Source organism: Deinococcus sp. LM3 (genome assembly GCF_002017875.1).
In the GTDB taxonomy this organism is placed as follows: domain Bacteria; phylum Deinococcota; class Deinococci; order Deinococcales; family Deinococcaceae; genus Deinococcus.
Window position 1 is genome coordinate 1,702,984 of sequence record NZ_MUFV01000001.1, and the last position, 16,519, is coordinate 1,719,502.

The 16,519-nt window shown below is 73.3% G+C and carries 15 protein-coding genes; 1 reads left to right on the forward strand and 14 read right to left on the reverse strand.

Features of this window, described 5'->3' with window-relative positions:
- Positions 1-6: 6 nt before the first annotated feature.
- The 14 genes from BXU09_RS08040 to BXU09_RS08095 all read right to left on the reverse strand — a co-directional run bounded on the left by BXU09_RS08040 (position 7) and on the right by BXU09_RS08095 (position 15,925).
- Entirely contained in the window at positions 7-498 is a 492-nt protein-coding gene (locus BXU09_RS08040) for a low molecular weight protein-tyrosine-phosphatase (protein ID WP_144012025.1), read from the reverse strand.
- Positions 491-601, reverse strand: coding sequence for a DUF418 domain-containing protein (locus BXU09_RS21885; RefSeq protein ID WP_276205833.1), 111 nt, complete (start codon positions 599-601; stop codon positions 491-493). The genes BXU09_RS08040 and BXU09_RS21885 overlap by 8 nt, the downstream gene beginning before the upstream one ends.
- Complete coding sequence (locus tag BXU09_RS21415; protein ID WP_144012027.1) at positions 592-987, reverse strand: DUF418 domain-containing protein; 396 nt, start codon at positions 985-987, stop codon at positions 592-594. Before BXU09_RS21415 ends, BXU09_RS21885 begins: the two co-directional genes overlap by 10 nt.
- A complete protein-coding gene (locus BXU09_RS21420) occupies positions 951-1,760 on the reverse strand; it encodes a hypothetical protein (protein WP_168174572.1) in 810 nt (269 codons plus the stop codon). Before BXU09_RS21420 ends, BXU09_RS21415 begins: the two co-directional genes overlap by 37 nt.
- A 117-nt stretch (positions 1,761-1,877) precedes the next feature.
- Entirely contained in the window at positions 1,878-3,029 is a 1,152-nt protein-coding gene (locus tag BXU09_RS08050; protein WP_078301733.1) for a cytochrome P450, read from the reverse strand.
- A gap of 86 nt (positions 3,030-3,115) precedes the next feature.
- A complete protein-coding gene (locus tag BXU09_RS08055) occupies positions 3,116-4,342 on the reverse strand; it encodes a hypothetical protein (protein WP_078301735.1) in 1,227 nt (408 codons plus the stop codon).
- A 376-nt stretch (positions 4,343-4,718) separates the two neighbouring features.
- Positions 4,719-6,443, reverse strand: coding sequence for a S8 family serine peptidase (locus BXU09_RS08060; protein ID WP_078301736.1), 1,725 nt, complete (start codon positions 6,441-6,443; stop codon positions 4,719-4,721).
- A 64-nt stretch (positions 6,444-6,507) separates the two neighbouring features.
- Positions 6,508-8,868, reverse strand: coding sequence for a tetratricopeptide repeat protein (locus BXU09_RS08065; protein WP_078301738.1), 2,361 nt, complete (start codon positions 8,866-8,868; stop codon positions 6,508-6,510).
- 97 nt (positions 8,869-8,965) lie between these two features.
- Complete coding sequence (locus tag BXU09_RS08070) at positions 8,966-10,435, reverse strand: NAD(P)/FAD-dependent oxidoreductase (RefSeq protein WP_078301739.1); 1,470 nt, start codon at positions 10,433-10,435, stop codon at positions 8,966-8,968.
- A gap of 82 nt (positions 10,436-10,517) precedes the next feature.
- Complete coding sequence (locus tag BXU09_RS08075) at positions 10,518-11,249, reverse strand: hypothetical protein (RefSeq protein ID WP_078301741.1); 732 nt, start codon at positions 11,247-11,249, stop codon at positions 10,518-10,520.
- Between the two features lie 145 nt (positions 11,250-11,394).
- Positions 11,395-12,510, reverse strand: a complete 1,116-nt coding sequence (locus BXU09_RS08080) for a glycosyltransferase family 2 protein (RefSeq protein ID WP_078301742.1) — start codon at positions 12,508-12,510, stop codon at positions 11,395-11,397.
- Positions 12,507-13,199: a 1-acyl-sn-glycerol-3-phosphate acyltransferase gene (locus BXU09_RS08085; protein ID WP_240501110.1), complete on the reverse strand. Its 693-nt coding sequence runs from the start codon at positions 13,197-13,199 to the stop codon at positions 12,507-12,509. Before BXU09_RS08085 ends, BXU09_RS08080 begins: the two co-directional genes overlap by 4 nt.
- A complete protein-coding gene (locus BXU09_RS08090) occupies positions 13,189-14,244 on the reverse strand; it encodes a carotenoid biosynthesis protein (RefSeq protein WP_240501111.1) in 1,056 nt (351 codons plus the stop codon). Before BXU09_RS08090 ends, BXU09_RS08085 begins: the two co-directional genes overlap by 11 nt.
- Positions 14,245-14,389: 145 nt before the next feature.
- Positions 14,390-15,925, reverse strand: a complete 1,536-nt coding sequence (locus BXU09_RS08095; protein WP_078301744.1) for an NAD(P)/FAD-dependent oxidoreductase — start codon at positions 15,923-15,925, stop codon at positions 14,390-14,392.
- 97 nt (positions 15,926-16,022) lie between these two features.
- Here BXU09_RS08095 and BXU09_RS08100 point away from each other — a divergent pair, with 97 nt between their 5' ends.
- The gene (locus tag BXU09_RS08100; protein ID WP_078301745.1) at positions 16,023-16,478 is read left to right on the forward strand and encodes a GNAT family N-acetyltransferase; all 456 of its coding nucleotides are present in this window, start codon (positions 16,023-16,025) and stop codon (positions 16,476-16,478) included.
- Positions 16,479-16,519 lie beyond the last annotated feature (41 nt).

Genomic DNA, 16,519 nt, shown 5'->3' on the forward strand with positions numbered 1-16,519 from the left:
GCCCCCTCACGAATTTCCCACGGACTGCCCGGCCACGCTGGCCGCGAAATGGCGGGCGCTGCGTTCCAGCAGGCGGTACATCTCCTCGAAGCCGTCCTGACCGCCGTAGTAGGGGTCCGGCACGTCCGCGCCCGGCGCGAGCGGATCGAAGTCCCGCATCAGCTGCACACGCGCCTCCGCGTTCGGCGGGCTCAGGCGGCGCGCGTCCGTGAGATTCGAGGCGTCCATCGCCAGGATCACATCCTGCTCGTAGAAATCTGCCGCCGACAGCTGCCGCGCCCGGCCCTCCAGGCGCAGGCCGTGCCGGGCCGCCACCTCCAGGCTGCGCGGGTCGGCCGGCCGGCCCACGTGCCAGTCACCGGTTCCGGCGCTGCTCACCACGGCCGCCACGCCCGCCGCCTCCAGTTCGCGGCGCAGCAGCGCCTCGGCCACCGGACTGCGGCAGATGTTCCCCAGGCACAGCGCCAGCACCCGCAGCGGCTTTCCGGTATCAGTCATGCGCCCGATTCTGCCGGACGCGCGGGCCGTACACCACCCGCCGGACCAGTCCCTCCACCGGCCCCTGCCCGAAACGGGCCAGCCACCATGCGCTCAGCGGCACCTGCGCCAGCCCGAACAGCAGCGCCAGCGCCAGCGTCTGCGCCGCGCCCCAGACCGCGAACTCGCCGCTGTACGGGAACGCCTCGCCCCCCCGGCCGCCGGGGTGCCCGACACCCACCCGAACCCCTGGTGCAGCGCGTACGGGTAGAAGATCAGCGTCATGACCACGCTCTGCGTCAGGTAGTTCGTCAGGGCCATCCGCCCGCTCGCCGCGAACAGCCGCCACGCGCCCAGCCGCCCGGACGCGGCCAGCAGGCCCAGCACGCCCACGTACCCCAGCGCGCCCGCCAGCCCGCCCGCCATGCGGACCGGCAGGGCCAGCATGCCCGCCGCCACGTCCGTGCGGGTGTTCAGGTACGCCAGCCCCAACCCCAGCGGCAGGCCCATGCCCAGGCCCCCAGCGCCAGCCGCCGCAGCAGCGGGCGGTGCTCGTCCGGGCGGGTCAGCAGGCTGGTCTTCGCGGCCGCCGCGCCCAGGAAGAACAGCGCCAGCAGCCACGGCCCGTTGAACAGACTGCCTTCCAGCAGCAGCGGCCCGAACTCGGCGGCGCGCGCCTGCACGTTCGCGGCGTAGGTGGGCAGCAACTCGGGCAGCGACGTGAAGCGCGGCGCGGTCTGCGAGGCGCTGCCCAGCGCCGCCAGCAGCCCCAGCCCCAACCACCACGCGCCCAGCACGCCCGCCAGCCGCAGCAGGCCCCGCGCCGTCATGTGCGCCACGAGCAGCAACGCCAGCGCCAGCACCGCATAATTACTGATGATGTCCCCGTGCCACACCAGCACGTAATGCGCCGCGCCGATCAGCAGCAGCGCCGCGTGCCGCCGCAGGAACACGCCCGCCCCCCGCCGCGCCAGCAGACCCGCCGCGCCCCACCCGAACAGCATCGCGAAGATCGAGATGAACCGCCCGTTCGCCAGCACGTCCGTGACCACCTGCGCCGCGCGGTCCAGGCCCGCCTGCCGCCACTCCAGAAAGCCCGCGAAGTCCTGCATGTTCACGATCAGGATGCCCAGCAGGCTCACGCCGCGCAGCACGTCCGGCAGCACCGAGCGGTCCTGCACCGGCCCCCCGCGCCGCGCCTCCTGTGGCGCGGGCTGCGGCAGAGCGGCGTCGGGCGGCAGCGGCGCGGCAGAGGGATCGGCAGACGGCGCAGGATCGGTCATGCCCGCAGGCTAGCAGGCAGCCCGGCCCGCGTCCGGCGAGCCTGCACGGCCATGAAAAACCGCCCCGGAGGGCGGTGATGTCGAACACTATAGCGCGGTATGCAGCCGGGATCAAGGCTATGCAGGCCCCGCCTGCACGACCAGCGGCCCGCGCGGCCCGAGGGTCAGGCCCGGCAGCGGCGTGGGGTCGCCCCGCACCGCCCGCAGGGGCGGCAGCGCCCCCAGCGTGTCGTGAATGAGCATCTGCGCCAGATGCATCCCCAGGCACAGCCGCTCGCCGCCGCCGAACGGCAGGTACGCCCACGCCGGGGGCCGGGCGGCCCATCGGCCCGGATCAAACCCGGCGGGGCGGTCCCACACGGCCGGGTCACGGCCCGACAGGTACGGCGAGTACAGCGCCAGCGCCCCACGCGGCAACCTCACCCCGTTCCAGTCCAGGTCGCGGCTCAGGCGGCGGCTACCCATCCAGCCCGGCGGGAACAGACGCAGCACCTCCTTCAGCACCGTCGCGTGATGCTCGGGCGCGTGCCACTGCGGATGCTGCGCCAGGAACCAGATCGCATACGCCAGCGCGTGCGTGGTCGTGTCGTGCGCCGCCGCCAGCGACACCCGCGCCTCCTCCAGCCCGCCCGGCAGCGGGGCCAGCACCGCCAGCAGGTCGTCATGCCCCCGCCCGGTCAGGCGCGCGTGCGCGAGGCGGCGCAGCTCGGCGTCCACCCGCGCGAACAGCAGCGGACGCGGAATCGCCGGCACCGGGAACGGGCGGCGCAGCGGCGCCAGGAACGCGTGCAGCAGCCCGGCATCGAACTCCCCACCGAAGTACGCCGCGTTCAGCAGCCGCAGCACCGCGCCGTCCGCCCAGGCCAGCGCATCGAACTCCCCGTCCGGCACGCCCGGCAGCGCCGCCCGCGTCCGCGCCTGCAACGCCAGCAGGTGCGCCCGCCCGAACCCCGGATTCATCAGCGAGCGCCGCCCCCCGTGCCCCGGCGCATCCGACAGGATCACCCCGCCCGACAGGTACGGCACGATCCGCGACAGGCTCCCCGCACTGCGGAACGTCCCCAGGTCCGTCAGCACCGCCCGGTTCCACGCCGCCCCCACACCCACCACCGCCGGAAGCCCCAGCCGCAACCGGAACACATCCACGCCCGCCGAGCGCGCCCGCGCCGCACCCTCCCCGATCAGCGGCAGAGGCGACAGCGCCCAGTCCTGAAGGTGCCCGTTCCCCGGACGGGTCGGCGGTTCGGGCAGAAAACGGAAGTCTCGCATGCCCGGGCATGCTGTCAGGAACCGCGCCCCGGCACAAGCCGCGCCCCCGCCCGGCAGCGTCAGGCCGGGCGGGGGCGCTGGTACGTTCAGGGCACGGAATTCCAGACGTTGGCCGGCTGATCGTTGATGGCCGCCCAGAACTTCGTTTTCGCCCTGAACGCCTCCAGCAGCGCCGGGTGCCCCAGCTGCGCCCAGTACGTGTGACCCCCGTTCCCGTCGTGGAATTCGCCCATGCGCCAGCCCGTCCCGAACTGCGCGGCGCAGATGCCGTTGGCAATGGCAGGCGAGGTCAGCACCGAGCCGGTCACAGGCGTCGTCAGGCGCACCTCACCGCCCGACCAGCCGTGGTAGAAGTCCGGGACAATGCCTGCCGGGACCGGCAGCCCGGTCTGCCGGATGCACAGCATGGGCAGGATCGCCGTCTCGGGCGTGTCGCCCACGTACGGGTTGGTGCCCGCGTGGTTCCCGACGTTCACAGCGCCGTTCCGGACCTCGCGCACCACCCAGGTCATGCCGCGCCGACGGGCCTCGGGCTTGACCGCCTGAAGGCAGAAGGAGTCGTAGGCCATCCACGACACCCGGTCCGGGCGGCCCCTCACGGCGCTGGTGGAGTTGGCGTTGAAGGTGTTCACCTGCATGGCGTTCGTGGCGGTCGTCGTCGTGAAGGTATACGTCTGGGTGGCCCAGTTCGCGTTCGTCATGGGGGCCGAATCGAGCGTGGCGGCGCCCGGCGTGCCCCAGGGGTTGGGGGTCGCGCCGTTCCGGAACGCGACGCGGTACCGGGCAGGCGTGGGATTCGTGGAGGCGTTGTGCTGCCGGGTCGCCAGCGTCAACCTGTAGGTGCCGGCGGGCAGGTTCACGTTCTGCTGGAAGGACTCACCGCCCTGACCGTAGCCCCAGGCCAGCAGCCACCCCCTGGCACCGCCGAAGCCCGGCGTGGGGCCGACCTGCGGGGAGTGCACCGACGGGCTCCAGCCGGGCACCACCGACGGCGGGAAGTTGGTGCTGCCGCCCATCGTGAAGGTGCTGACGTCGCCGTTCTGAAGCAGGTTGTCCCGGCAGCCGCGCGCCAGTTGCGCCTCGGCGGTGTTCGGCGCGGCGGCCCTCAGGTTCCCGGCCGCCTCGTCGGCCACGGGACTCTCGGGCAGGTCAGGCAGCGCCGCCGCCAGCGCAGCGCCGGGTGCGGCAGACAGCGAACCGGCCGGCGTGCGCTGCGCCGAGACTGGATTCAGACCCAGGGACGCGCTGATGGCCACGGCGACCAGGGAAAGGCGGGCGAAGGAACGCGGGGCGGACAGAGTGGTTCTGGGCATGGCTTTCTCCTGTGGAACCGGGCTGGCTCCGGGGGTCATACGGACGGTGTGGGGCGGACGGTCACCGGGTTCTCGGCTGCTCTGCTGATGTCTGAACCTCCTGTGATGAGCGCAGTGTGCGCGCCCCCCCCTGAACGGCCCCTGAACGCTGCTGAACACGGGCGCGGCCTCCGTGGCCGGCCCCCACCGGGAACGCGGCACCCGCATCAGCCGGAGTCCGCAGGACTGGCCAGAGCAGGACAGGCGTCCGGTACCGGCAAAAGAAAATCCCCCGCTCGGGGCGGGGGTCGTGCGCGGTGGAGGGCGCGGGTGGTGTTCTGTCAGACCTGGAAGGAGCAGGGCGGCGCAGCGCAGCCCCACTTCGACCGGGTCCGGTTCAGTACTTCGAGAGGTCCGGGGTGGGCTCGATGCCCGGCATGGACCGGACGCGTGCGGGACTCAGCATGAACGCCTTGACGCTCACCGCCTGCAAGGCGCTGGCGGCCTGTGCAGAGACCGCCGTTCTCAGGGCGTTCTGCGGCGTGGCGGGCGTGAGGTTCAGTCCGGCGCCCTGCACCAGCGCGGCGGCCCCGGCGACCAGCGGGGCGGCGAACGAGGTGCCGCTGTACAGGTACGGGTGACCGATGTTCAGCGCCTCACCGGGCGCGCTGACGTTCAGGTAGTTGCCCCTGGTACTGAAACCCGAGTACGTCCAGCCTGCCGGACCGCCGGGCCTGACCGACGCGACGGCCAGCAGGTTCAGCTGCCTCTGTGAACCCACGCCCGGCCGCGCGAAGGCCGCCGGGTACTCGGGCGGGTGGCCGTTCAGGCCCTGGTTCCCGCCGGCCGCGACGACCACCGCACCCTGCTGCTCGGCCCAGTTCAGGGCGGCGTGAATGGCGTTCGTGGGAACGGACCCGCCCAGGCTCAGGTTCAGGACCAGCCGGTTGGCAGGCACGCTGTCCAGCGCCAGGCAGACGCCTCGCAGAACGCTGCGGGTCGTGCAGACGGCCCGGCCGTCCAGGTCAGGCGCGCAGACCTTGATGGGTAACGCCGTGGCCTGCGGGGCCACGCCGCTCTGGCCCCCGGCCGCCAGGATGGCGACCTGCGTGCCGTGCCCCTCCCAGAAATCGCCGGTGCCGCTGAAGGTGCCTGCCCCGGCCGGTTGCAGGGCGTTCAGGGGCGTCATGACCCGGCTGGACGGCAGTTCGCCGTGCAGGTCGAGCGCTGCAGAAAAACCGGTGTCCAGCACGGCAATGGTGCTGCCCGCCCCGCCCAGGTCCCGGCGGGCCGCGCCCAGCACCCGTCCCGGCCTGAGCGGTGACCGGTTGGGCTGGTAGTAGAAACTGCCGGTCTGCGGTGCGGGGAGGTTACCCCGCACGCCAGGAACGGCCTGCTGAGGCGGCGCGGACTGGAAGGGGCCCGGCCGGACCTGCGCGAGGGCGGCGGGCGTCTTGGTGCTGCTGATCGGATCGGGATACCAGATGTCACCGCTGTTGTCGGCCAGCAGCGCGTTGAGAACCTCTTCCAGCGTCTGCCCGCTCCCGAGCTGAATGACAGCCAGCGTGCCGCCGCACGGCGATCCGGTCGGCGGGGCCAGCCGGGCGTTCGTGGTGGGCAGACGCAGCGTCTCGGCCGTGACCGTCCCGTACCGACGCAGGGTTTCAAGGCGGCGGTTCAGTGCCGCGCCGGTCAGGGCCGGATTCAGCAGCACCTGCACCTGGTCGGGCAGCACCTGTTCCCGCTCGAAGCTCAGGCCGGGATTGGTGAGACTCCGGAAGGCCGGGTGGCCGGTGGTGGGCGGCAGGACATCAAGTTCACGGGTGATTCGTTGCCCGGCGCGGGTGAGGGTCACGGTCACCCGCCCCGGCGGCAGGTCAGGTACCGTCAGCTCCGTCCTGCCCGCCGCGTTCACCGTCACCTTCAGCGTCCTGGGCGGGACGCCCGGAATCTGAATCTGCGCCCCGGTCACCGTGTCCAGGCCCAGCGACCTGAGGGGCAGGCGGTCGCCTGCGCGCGCGAAGGCGTCCGGCCGGCCCGAACCGGGCACCGGGGACAGGCCGGTGGCACTGGCCAGCCCCAGGGTCAGTGCCAGCAGGGAAATCAGCGTGTGCTTGTTCATGGGTGTCCTCCGGCCCAGGCGTTCCGTCGATGAGGTAGGCGCTCCTTGGCATGCCCGCAGCCTGTCAGGTCTCCCCTGAACGACCCCTGAATGCCGCCTGCTGCTGACGGAAGTAGGCGGCCAGATCGTCGTGCCCGGCTCCTTCCAGAATATTCAGGGCCTCGTCGATCAGGGGCAGGCTTTCTTGCAGCTCGGCCAGGTTGCCCAGTGCCATGGCCAGTACGCGGACCTCCCCGCTCTGCCGGGCGATACCGATGGCCTGCCGGTACGCGGCCGCGGCGGGTTCCGGGTGCCCCTGCTTGTGGTTCAGGACCCCCACGTTGTTCCACGCGGTGGCCGCCACCGAGAGGTCGTGGGTGCGTTCGGCGCTCGCAGCGGCCTGCCGGGCGTACCCGAGGGCCTCCTCCAGCTGCCCCTGTTCTTCGAGCACCCACCCGATATTCAGCAGCATCTGGGGCGGCAGGTGATCCAGCGGCGCCTCCAGCATCTCGCGCACCAGGGCCCTGACGTCCAGACCGAGGTGCTGCGCGGCCACTGCCTGAACGCAGGTCATTTTCAGGCGCATCAGGTCGTCGCCTAGTAGCAGGAAGAGTCCGGCGGACCGCTGCGCTCCGTCATGCGCCTGCGCGTACTCCTGTGCGGCCAGCGCCAGAGAGGACAGCAGGTTAAACGCCTGCGCGCGCGCCTCCATGTCGCCGTTCAGGCCGGCGTTCGCCAGCAGGGTCGCCTGCTCCCGGTCGCCCAGCCGCCACACGGCGCGCCCACGGTACACCTGCACCAGCGGCGTGTCCGGCAGGTCACCCAGGATGCCCAGCGCCTCGCGGTGGTGACCCATGGCGTCCAGGGCGCGCGCCAGCAGCAGGCGGGTGCCGGGCGACCGGGCGTGGGGGCGCAGCAGCTCGTACGCCTCCACGTGCCGGTCCGCGGCCAGCAGCGCGCGGGCGCGTCCGGCCAGCGCCGCCTGAAAACCGGGAAAGTCGCTGGAGCCGGTCAGGGCGTGCGCGCGCAGGTAGTGATCCAGGGCGTCGGCGGGCGGCAGTTGCGCCGCCAGCAGGGTCAGGACCTCGGTTTCCAGGCTGGGTTGCGTATCCAGCCACGCGCGCAAGGCGGCGGGCGCAGTCGGGCGGGTGCCGTCCAGCAGGTACACCTGACGCAGGCGCTCCAGCGTGGCGGCCATATCGTCACCGCTGAATTCCAGCGCCGCCTGCGTGGCGCGCAGGTCCGGGTCGTCCTGCACGCCCAGGCACGCCAGCAGCTGCCGCGCGCGGGGTGCGTGCGGGGCCAGCAGGGCAGCGTAGGCGTCCGCCAGGGACAGGCCGCCGCGCCCGGCGGGCCGCAACGCCGGAAGGCCACCGGTTTCCGCGCGCTCCTCCGGGCTACCGGCCGGCAGTGGCCGCAGGATCAGCTGGGGTAGCAGCGTGGGTGGCCCTTCGCGGCTGGCCAGAATCAGCGGCGGTCCCGAACGGGTGGCGCTCAGGCCCAGCAGGGCGCGGCGGGACTCCGGGTCGCAGGTCTCCCAGTCGTCGATCAGCAGCGGGCCGGGCCGCGCGCCGAGGTGCCGCGCCCAGCCCGGCCCGTCCGCCGGCGGGGGGTGAGGCAGGTCCGGCAGGCCCAGCAGCGTGGCGTACGGCTGCCCCGTCCGGGCGCGCAGCAGCGTTCCGGCCGGAACGGCGCGCAACAGGGCGCTCTTGCCGATCCCGGCTGGTCCGCGCACCCACAGCGTCTCGCCCGCCGGGAGCAGCGTCAACTGCTGAAGTTCGGCCTGCCGGCCCGGCAGCGGCGGAGCCGGCGCGCTGAGCGTGACGTTCAGGCTGGCCGCGTCGCGTTCCAGCAGTGGGGCGTCCGGGTGTCCGGCGGCGCGCAGCAGGGCGTGCAGTTCCCGGAACAGCGGCGGGGCGGGCGGGGCGGCCCCGGCCACGGCGTAGGCCTGGGCGGCCCACTCCCCGGCCCGCAGGGCATCAGTCTCCGCCGCCTGACGGGCCTGACTGAGCAGCAGGTCGCGGTACGTGGACGCGCAGTGTTCGCGGGTCACGGTGACCCACCCGGCCAGCTCATCGGACAGGTCCGCGTCCGGCAGGCCCGCCGCGAAAGCCCCCTGGTACAGGGTCTGCGCGCCGCTCAGGTCAGTGGCGGCGCAGGCGCGCAGCAGGGCGGGCACGTCGCAGGTCAGGGTGGTACTCACCTGCGTGTCGGTCGTGTGGACCAGCACCAGCGTGCCGGACGCGCGGCGCAGTTGCCCCAGCGCCACGGACAGGCTGTTCATGGGATCGGTCGCGTCCGGCCAGAACAGGCGCGCGACCGCCCGGCGCTCCTGCGGGCCGCGCAGACTCAGGTACGCCAGCAGCAGCAGTGGTTTCTCCCGCCGGAACGGCACCTGCGCTGCCCGCAGGGAACCGAGGGTCAGCAGTTCGGGCGGGGCCGTCATGAGGTCATCTTATGCCCCGTGTGAGGGCAGGGTGGTCTGGCCTCCGCTTCAGTCCGGCGCGGGTCGCAGGGCTCCTTTTCTCACTCTCAGGGCTCCGTCAATCCAGGCGATCAGGAGGCAGGAGGCCATCCCAGGTGTCGGCGGTGGCCCCCGTCATGCCCGGCACCTGCCGTCCGTCCAGGTCGTCGAAGGGGAGGCCCAGCAGTTGCCCGGCGCCGTTCCAGCCGCTGAGGATGCTCAGGGGCACGCCGCCGCCGGGGTGGACGGTGCCGCCCACCTGCGCGAGGTTCCGGGCGTGCGGGAGCGTCCAGCCGGGGCGGAGGCTGCCGCTCAGGCCGTGTGGGGCGCGGCCGTACAGTGCGCCGGCGCGGGCGGTGCGGGCGTACTCGGCGGGCGACAGCGCCTGCCATTCCTGCACGGGCAGCGGCCCACCTTCACTGGTCCGCAGGCGGTCCTGAAGGCGTGCCAGCAGCCACGCGCCGTACTCGCGCGGGTCGCCCGCCACGGCGGGGTCCGGCGGGGCGTTCACGAGCAGGAAGGCGCGCGTGCCGTCCAGGTGCAGGTACAGCGTCGGGTCGCGCGGGAGCCGTCCGGCGCGGATGTCCCGCCACTCGCGGGCGTACTCGACCGGCCAGTAGATGTGGTGCGCCTGCCCCCGGTCCTCCGAGAGGCGCAGTTGCAGCGCGAAGCCGCTCACGCCGCGCGGCGTGGGTTTCTCGCTCTCACCCAGCCAGGAGAGCGTGAGGGCGCGGTCGGCGGCGCTGACCCAGGCGTCCGCTGCGAAGGCCCCCTGACTGGTGTGCGCGCCCAGCACCTGCCCGCCGTGCGTGCTGAGGCTGGTGACGCGCGTGCCGAACTCGAAGCGCACGCCGAGCGCCGCCGCCTGCGCGTGCAGGGTGCGCGCGAGGTCCAGCAGGCCGCCGCGCAGGTGCCACACGCCGTACCCGAGTTCCACCCACGCGATGTTGTGCAGCACGGCCGGCGCCCGGTACGGGTCGGCGCCCAGGTACGTGGCGAAGCGCAGCCAGAACGGCGTCATGAACGACCCCGAGCGCACGAAGCGGTGCAGCGGCACGAGCGGCGCGGCCCGCCGGCCCCGCGTCAGGGCGTACCGGGCCAGCCGGGCCGGGCCGGGCGGCGGCGCGAACAGGAACGTGTCCTGCGCGTCCAGGTACATGCGCCGCGACGAGGCCAGCAGCGCCGCGTAGCGCCGTCCCTCGGCGGGCAACAGTTGCGCCAGCGTGGAGTCCAGACTGCCCGCCACGTGCAGCGCCTCGGGCGCGAAGATCCGGCCGCCCGCGCCGTGATAGGTGGTCGTGGGCCGCGCGGCCGTCAGCGTGGGCGTCGGCAGGTCCAGCCGCGCGTGCAGCGCCCGGAACACCTGCGGCATGGTCACGACCGTCGGGCCGCTCGAGAACTCCGGGAAGCCCAGCGCCGCCTTGCCGCCCGGCCCGTCCAGCGCGTCCAGCACCGTCACCCGCGCGCCCGCCCGCGCCAGCCGCAGCGCCGCCGCCAGCCCCGCGAAGCCCGCCCCGATGACCGCGACATGCCCCGGCTGCCGCCTCACGCCCCCACCTCCCGACCTGTGCTCACGCTGCCGAGCATAGAGCAGCGGACCCGGCCCGGAAGGTACGGGCGCCCCCCGCCCCTCAGCGGGCGCGGCTGACGGTGTACGCCAGCAGCGGCTCGCGGCTCAGGACCCGCCCGGCCCGCTCGACCCGCAACTCGCCGCCCGGAGACCGCGCGGTGCCCACGACCAGCACGTACCCGTACCCGCCCCGGTTCCAGCGGTACTCGTCCCGCTCGCGGCCCGTGACGTGCGTGCCGCCGGTCAGTTGCACGCCCGGCGTGCCGTCGCGGTTGCGGCTGGCGTATGTGACCCGCCCGCCTGATTCCCACACGGTCACGCTGTGCCGCGCCGTGGCCGCCATGACCGCCGCCTGCGGCACGTAGCGGCAGTCGAACGACCCGGCGGGCACCCGGAACTCGTTCACGTGTGTCAGGCGGTAGGCGGGGTCCTGTACGTTCTCCACGTTGCTGCTGTGCACGAAGAAGCCCGGCGCCGGGGCGCTGCTTCCCGCGAAGGTCAGCGGCGTGTACACCTGACCCGCCCCCGCATCGTCCGCACCGACCGTCACGGGCGTCCGCGACCGCGCCGTCAGTCGACCCGCGCCGCTCACCCACTGCGTCAGCGTGCCCGGCCCGATCCCACCCCCGGACAGCGCCAGCACCCGCCCCGGCGTGTCGCACCAGAACCGAGCGGACTGCCACGCGCCCCCGTTCACCTGCGCGAACGACTCCTCCCGGAATCCCGCCGCCAGCGCCGCCGGAGCCAGCGCCAGAACCGCACACGCCATCAGGACCGCCCGTGAACCGACCATGCCCCGAGCCTCCACCCCACACCTGAGCTGCACATGAACGGGCGGGGGTGGAGGCAGGGGAGACCCCTCACCCCTTGCCTGCGGCAAGGCCCTCTCCCGAACGGAGAGGGGAGAGAAGCCTACTGATGGGGGTGAGGGGTCTCCGTCATTGCCGGTACTCGCGGCCCTTCCAGGTGACGGTGCGGCGCAGGGCGCGGCGGTACACGGGCAGGGCCAGCAGCGGCGTGAGGGGTCCCAGCAGGCCCTCGGCCAGGTCGGCGGGGGCGCGGCGACCGGCGACCACGCTGATCAGGGTGCGTTCCAGCAGCCCGGCCACGCGCAGGGCCGTCCAGCCGGGGCCGCGCAGCCAGGGGCGCAGCAGCCACGGCAGGGTGTACGCGCCCAGGTGCCCGGCGGCGGCCAGCAGCAGCAGCGGCCGTGAGTGAAAGTGCAGCGGCAGGACGTTCTTGCTGAAACCCGCCACCGACTCCGGGTACGTGCGGTACATGCGCACGCCGATGCACGCGCGTCCCAGCGCCGTGGCCACCAGGAAGCCCTGTGCGCCCAGGTGCTGCGCGAGGCGGGTGTCTTCCAGCACCTCGGCCCGGACGGGCGCGTACCCGCCCACGGAGCGCAGCGCGGCGCGGCGGAACGCCATGACCTGCCCGTTGGCGATGGAAGTCATGGGGTGGCGCAGGCGCGTCAGCGGAAACGGAAAGTACGACAGTACCGCCGCGTCCACCAGGGGCGTCAGCAGGCGGGCGCCCAGGCCCGCGTTCGCCTGCCGGGGCTGGATGCTCAGCAGGTCCGCGCCGGAACGGGTCAGTTCGCTCAGCAGGCCGCCCAGCGCACCCGCGTGCCAGTCCACGTCCGCGTCCGTGAAGATCAGCACCTCGCCGCGCGCCGCGCGCAGCAGTTGCTGGCAGGCCCAGGGTTTCCCGTTCCAGCCGTCCGGTCTGGGCTCGCCCGTCAGGACCCGCGCGCCCAGGCGGCGGGCCACGTCGGCGGTCCCGTCGCGGCTGCCGTCGTCCAGCACCAGCACCTCGAACGCGCCCTGGGCGAGCACGCCGGGCAGGGTGCGGGGCAGGTTGTCCGCCTCGTCCCGCGCTGGAATCAGGATGGAGACGCGCGGCCCCCCACGCGGGGTGGGCGCGGGCCGCAGGCGGGGGAAGGTCACGGCGTTCACGGCCAGCACCGCCGCCTTGGTCGCCAGCCAGCCCAGCAGCAGCGCCTGCACGGGCCGCTGCACCCGCCCCCAAGCGGCAGTCCAATGAATCCTCATCCTCTGTCCCCGGTGATCCAGGTCAGCAGCCTGGAGGGCAGATCCACCCGCTCCGAACGGCTCGCGCGGCCCGGCACGGCCCGCAGGTACCCGGCGGGCGGCGCTTCCGGGTCGCTGTCCAGCAGCTCGGCGTTCAGCGCGGCCAGTTCGCGTTGCAGGGCGCCCTCCAGGTCTGGTCCCGCCACCGGCCACCCGAAGCGCACGAAGGCCTCGGGCGCCTGCGCGCCGCGCATCACGACCCGCAGCGCCACCGGCACCAGCGGCACGCCCGCCGCGCCCGCGATCCACGCCGCGCCCGGCTGCATGGCCCGCAGCGGCCCGGCCGGTTGCACCGCGCCCTCCGGGAATACCACCAGCCACCCCACCCGCGCCCGCCGCACGCCCGCCCGGACCTCGTCTACGCGCACCGCGCCCACGCGCCGCAGGAACGGAAAGCGCGACAGCTGCCGCGCGCCCATCAGCACCGCGAACTCATTACCCGCCCACAGGGCCGCCTCGCGCAGCACGTACCCGTCCCACCAGCTGTGATGGTTCGGCGCCAGGACCGCCCCGCCCGCCGGGACCGGCCCGCGCACCCACACGCCGCCCAGGCCAGCGCGCACGCTGCGGCTCACGCTGCGCGACAGCAGCCACGTCGCCCAGGTGTGACGGTCCCCCCCAGCCTGCCCGGACCTGGGCTTACCGGGCACGGGCCACCGCACGCCGACCCGGACGCAGCGCCCGCGCCAGCCCCAAACCCAGCCCCATGGCTGCCAGCGTCACCGCCGCCTCGGCGTAACGGCCCACCAGCACCAGCCCGCCCGGCAGGAAGAACGCCTCGGTCGCGTACACCACCCGGAAATCCAGGCCCTCACCGGCCCGGCGCGCACCGGGCAGCAGACTCAGGGACGGCACACGGCTCGCCTGCACATTCCCGTCCACCCGCTCCAGCCAGCCGGGCAGCGCCCAGCCCACCCCGGCCCGCCCGAACAGCCCCGGCGCCAGCCCCGTGAACACCCACGACAGGCCCCACCCGACCGCCCACCACCCCAGGAAGTTCTGCACCGGCGCGCCCGCCCACAGCGGCAGCGGGTCCGTCCACGTCCAGTACCCCTGCGCGGTCATCAGGGGTTCCAGGCCCACGTCCCACAGCATCATCAGCGCGCCCGCCAGCCACGGCCGCCCGCGCGACAGGCTCGTGGCCGTCAGGGTCAACGCGAACCACCCCAGCGGCACGATCAACGGCACGGTCAGCAGCGTCGGCGCGGGCGCCCCCGCGTACGAGTACTCCCCGAACGGAATGCCCGTCCGGCTCCCCAGCAACTCCACGCCCAGCCCCACCCCGAACGACACGACCAGCATCAGCGCCGCCCGCAGCCACCCCACCCGCTCCCACACGAACGCCAGCGCCGCCGCGCACAACGCCGCCGTACTCGCCAGCCCCAGCACCGGGAACCCCTCCGGCCAGAGCGGCACCGGAATCTTCAGCGCCACGTACAGCGCCACCAGCGCCATCCACGGCCGCGTCGCCGCCAGCAGCCCGGCCAGCCGCTCGCCCAGCACCTCCGGGAACGCCGGACCCAGCGCGTCCCCCGCCAGCGCCAGCACGCCCGACAGCGGCAACCCCAGCGCAATCAACGCCCAGCCCACGGGATTCCCGCCCATGATCAGCAGCGCCCCCAGGAACGCCACGCCCAGCGCCGCGAACGCCAGCCCGAACCTGAGCAGGGCAGGGGAGAGGGAAAGGCGCGTCAAGACCCCTCCCCCCGGTCTTTTCTGCTGTGCAGCTCTACCACTCTGACGGGGCACGAAGGCCGTTCATTCCCTCGCCCCTTGCGGGAGAGGGAGGGAGCCCCGGAGGGGCGGAAGGGTGAGGGGGCGTGTGACCCGCGCACTCCGCTCACCGCCACCGGCGTCTCGTCAGGTCTTTTACGAGGACCTGCGCGGCGTTGCGGCCGGAGGCGCCCATGATGCCGCCGCCGGGGTGGGTGCTGGCGCCGGTCAGGTAGAGGCCCTGCACGCCGGGCCAGCGGTACTGGCTGGCTTTCATCCAGGGGCGGAAGGAGAACATCTGGTCGAAGCTCATTTCGAGGTGCATGACGTTGCCGCGGTGCAGGCCGAGGTTCGTTTCTAACCACTGTGGCGTCTGCACGAGTTCGCCGACGATGGTGTCGCGGGTGCCGGGCGCGTAGTGTTCGAAGGCGTTCAGGATGTTCTCGCGGGCTTCGGCGGTGCGGGTTTCCCAGGAGCCGCTGCTGAGTTCGTAGGGGTAGTACTGCGCCCAGAGCCACAGGGCCTCGCCGCCGGGCGGGGCGAGCGAGTCGTCCACGGCGCTGAAGCTCATGGCGATCAGGGGCGGGTCCTTGGTGGGTTCGCCTGCGAGGTACTCGCCGTAGCCTTTCATGAGTTGCTGTTCGTTCTTGATCAGCAGGCCCAGGCCGACGCGGCTGTCGGGTTCCTTGTGGTGGCGGTACTTGACTTTCTCGCTCAGGGCGAGGCGCAGGACCATGCCGAAGCCGTTGCCCACGCGGACCTGCCGGGCGGCGGCGGGTACATGCTCGTCCGGCAGGGCGCCGGCGGTGGTCAGGATGTGCGCGCCGGACACGACGGCGCGGGCGGTGTACGTCTCGCCGTTCTCCAGCCGGATGCCCTGCGCCTTCCCATCCTTGACGAGGATGTCCTTGACGGGCGCGTTCACGAACACCTGCCCGCCGTCCGCCTCGATGGCGCGTTTCAGGGCCTGCGTCAGACCGCCGCTGCCGCCCTTGGGCCGTGCGACGCCGCCCTCGTGGTACAGCGGGTGCCACAGCAGGAACGGCGCACTCAGCGGGTCGCTGGGCGGCGGTCCGCTCTGCGCGGCCATCCACACCAGCGGGGCGCGCACCCGCTCGTCCGTGAAGTACTCCTTCGCCACGTCCCCGTACGGGCGCAGAATCCGGGGCAGTTGCTCCATCCAGTCCTTGCCCTTGCCGCTGCTGACCACCATCTTGCCCATGTCCAGCGGCCCCGGCGCCGAGTTGAACAGGTCCGCCACGGAGCGCGCAAACGGCGTCCAGTCGTCCAGGAATTTCGTGTACGCCTCGCCCTGACCGGGGAACAGGGCGTCGAGCTCCCGCGCCGTGCGCCCGGCGTCGCGGTGGATGAACCACGGCGTCTCGCCGTCCGACGCGTGGAACATCGGGTCCACGTCCAGGTAGTGCAGGCCGTGCCGCGTCAGTTCCAGTTCCCGCACCACGGGCGTCATGCGGATCAGGATGTGCGCGCTGCCGCCGTAATCGAAGCGGTACCCCGGCACCAGTTCCTCGGTACTGACGGCGCCCCCCACGATGTGCCGCCGCTCGAACACGCCCACCTTCAGGCCCGCCTTCGCGGCGTACGCGGCGGTCACCAGCGCGTTGTGGCCCGCCCCCATCACGATCACGTCGAAATCCGGCATCCCGCGCAGTCTGCCACGCCCGCGCCCCGGCAGAGCGTCAGCCCGCACGCAGAAGCGCCCGCCCACTCCCCCCGCCCCGGCCGGTGCATGATGACCCATGACTCCCTTCCGCATCCGCCGCCTGGGACCCGGCGACGAGGCCGCCCTGGAACGCCTCGCGCACGACGAGACGGACTTCACGGACGAACCGCCCAGCCCGCCCCTCACCCCGGACGCCGCCCGCGCGTACCTGAGCGACCCCGGCGTGTGGCACTGGCACGCCGAGGACGACAGCGGCCACCCGGTGGGGTTCCTGATGGCGTACCGGCACCGCCGCCGCAGCGGCGACCCGCTGGACGTGATGTTCGAGGAGATCGGCGTCCGCCAGTCCTGGCGGGGGCGTGGCGTGGGCCGCGCCCTGGTCGCAGCCCTGCACGCCCACATGCGCGAACAGGGCATTTGCAACGTGTGGGTGGCGGCCGACAGCGAGGAGGCGCAGGCCTTCTACCGCGCCTGCGGGTACGACACCGACGAGTTGCAGGGCGTGATCCTCAGCCGGACACTCGATCACTGACCTGGGCCACTGACCCTGCGCGACAGAGGTGAGTAAGAGTG